We start from the raw sequence: 2456 nt of genomic DNA, 5'->3' as shown, positions 1-2456 counted from the left end.
CGCGCGGGCGAGGTCGACCTCGGCCAGCGCCGCCCCGGTGGCGGGCGCGGTGACGGTGGCCGTGCCCCCCGAGCACGCGGGCGAGGTGAAGACGGCGGGCTCCCCGGCCGGGGCACCCGCGCTGTACTGGTCGTCGCTGCTGCTCACCTGGATTCCTCCTCGCGAACGGGACCGCACGAGCCCGGTTCACTCGACGAGACGGACGGTTCCGCGCACACGATGCCGCACCGGCCCCGCGCCCCGATCGCAGGGTCCCCGATACCGCCCTGGGAGAGCCGCGTCACCCCGCCGCCGCCTCGTGGCCCACCCCTGCGGCCGGGTACGGGATCATGAGGCTCCGCTCCCCCGGCTCCTCGCCGGGCGAGCGGGCGACCCAGCGAGCCGACGAAACGCGAGGACACCGTGACCGAGTCCGCCAGCGCCCCCACCGGAGCCGTTCCCACCACCTCCGTGTCCACCGCCGACCTGGTCGACGAGCACGGCGACCGGCTGCGCGTGTGCGACACCCAGTTCCGCCAGTTCGGCGGGCACCGCGCCTTCGCGGGCCGCGTGCGCACGGTGTCCTGCCACGAGGACAACGGGCTGGTCCGCGAGCTGCTGAACTCCCCGGGCGAGGGGCAGGTCCTGGTGGTCGACGGTGGCGGCTCGCTGCACACGGCGCTGACCGGCGACCTCATCGCCGCCAGCGCGGTCGAGCACGGCTGGTCCGGCCTGGTCATCCACGGCGCGGTCCGCGACAGTGCCGTGCTCGCCGGGCTCGCGCTGGGAATCAAGGCCCTGGGCACCAACCCGCGCAAGAGCGCCAAGGCCAAAGCGGGCGCGGTCGACGTGCCCGTCGGCTTCGGCGGAGTGACGTTCCTGCCCGGCGACACCCTCTACGCCGACGACGACGGCGTGGTGCTGCTGCCCCGCACGTGATCGGCAGGCCCGGACGCACTCGACGAGCCTGCCGCACGCCCCGGGCCGGACAGCACTCACCGCCCCGGCGCACCCGTCCCGGCGACGGGAGCCTCACGGGGTCAGGTCGAGAAACGTCCACCGCGACTCCGGGGCGAGCCCGGCCAGCCAGCGGCCGCAGTGCTGCGCCACCACCGGCCCCGAGGTGACGTGCTGGGTGCCCGCGTGCAGGTCGCGGAAGAACCGTTGCAACACGCCACGCCGCAGTGCGGCGGTGGCCGCCCAGCGGTAGGCGATCTGCCCCACCTCGTGCACCGAGGACGTGGTGCTGTTCAGCATCAACCGGGTCACCGTCTCCTGCTCGGTGCTGAGCGGCTCGCCACGGTCCAGTGTGGCCTCGTTGTCGGCCCACACGTCCCGGGCCCACGCCCACGCCGACCGCAGCGCGGCCTCGGCACGCGCGTACTCGGCGTGGAACTGCGCCGTGTCGACCGACGCGTTCGGCGTCCCGCTCTTCCGCACCGCCAGCGCCGCGAGTTCGTCGAGCATCCGGCGGCCCACGCCGAGCGCCCACCCGGTGTGGCAGATACCGGACATGTTCGCCAGGCCCGCCCGGTAGAGCGCGCCGCCGTGCCTGCCGCGCGTCGTGGTGATCTCGTAGACGTGGCTGTCGGGGACGAACACGTCGTCGCAGTGGTAATCGATGCTGCTGGTGGCCCGCAGCCCCAGCACGTCCCAGTTGTCGACCAGCCTCGCCCGCTCCTTGGGGAAGGTGAACACCAGCGCCTGTCCCGTCTCGGCGCAGAAGGCGGCGGTGTGGAGGTGCGTAGCCAGGTCGATGCCGGAGGCGAAGCCCCACTGCCCGCTGATCCGGTAGCCACCGTCGACCCGTTCCGCCGTGCCCAGCCGCGTGCCCTGTCCGGCGATCAGGGCGTACCGGTCACCGGGGACGTCGGGGAACAAGTCACGCGCCGCCTGTTCGCCGAGGTAGGCCGCGGTGGTGCCGGTGATCATCTGCAACGCCATGAAGGACCACCCGGCCGAGGCGTCGGCATAGGACAGCCGGGCGATCACCTCGAGAACCTGCCGTGGGGACAACTCGTAACCGCCGAGCTCGCGCGGGATGCCCACCTTGAACACCCCTGACCCGCGCAGCGCCTCGGCAACCGGCGGGGTGAGCCGGCCCTGTTCCTCGTTGCGCTCGGCGTGCTCGGCCAGAACCCCGGTGATGCCGTCGATCCGCTCCATCAGCGCGTCGAACTCGCCGCTGACGTGCAACTGCCCCACGAACTGCTCCCGTTCTCGGCCGCGGACACGGCCACACCCTTCACGTGACCGGCTCGCACGCTGGTATATACCGCTCTCGGTGGCGACCACACCGCTGATCGGACGAGCGCGGCGCGCGAGATCCGAGCACACCGGCCGCGGGATCAGCCTGCCACCGACCGCTCCCAGACCGTGGTCGTCACCCCCGCCGCAGCACCGGCACGTCGTGGGCCTCGTCGTGCTCCTCCGGCGCGGCGCGGCGCGGGCCGGAGGCGGGCACCGGCGCCGGGGCC

2 protein-coding genes are annotated in these 2456 nt (G+C 73.5%); one reads left to right on the top strand and one right to left on the bottom strand.

Features of this window, described 5'->3' with window-relative positions:
- Positions 1–402: 402 nt before the first annotated feature.
- Positions 403–918 (top strand): ribonuclease E activity regulator RraA, encoded by a 516-nt coding sequence (rraA, locus tag SACSA_RS0101815; RefSeq protein ID WP_019813043.1) that lies wholly within the window; start codon positions 403–405, stop codon positions 916–918.
- A gap of 93 nt (positions 919–1011) precedes the next feature.
- Here the strand turns inward: rraA and SACSA_RS0101810 are convergent, their stop codons facing one another.
- On the bottom strand, positions 1012–2184 hold the full coding sequence (locus SACSA_RS0101810) for an acyl-CoA dehydrogenase family protein (protein WP_019813042.1): 1173 nt from the start codon (positions 2182–2184) through the stop codon (positions 1012–1014).
- Positions 2185–2456: the final 272 nt, after the last annotated feature.

The organism is Saccharomonospora saliphila YIM 90502 (assembly GCF_000383795.1).
Classification (GTDB): domain Bacteria; phylum Actinomycetota; class Actinomycetes; order Mycobacteriales; family Pseudonocardiaceae; genus Saccharomonospora; species Saccharomonospora saliphila.
Note: the sequence above shows the minus strand (reverse complement) of the source record. Positions and strands in the feature narration are given on the sequence as shown.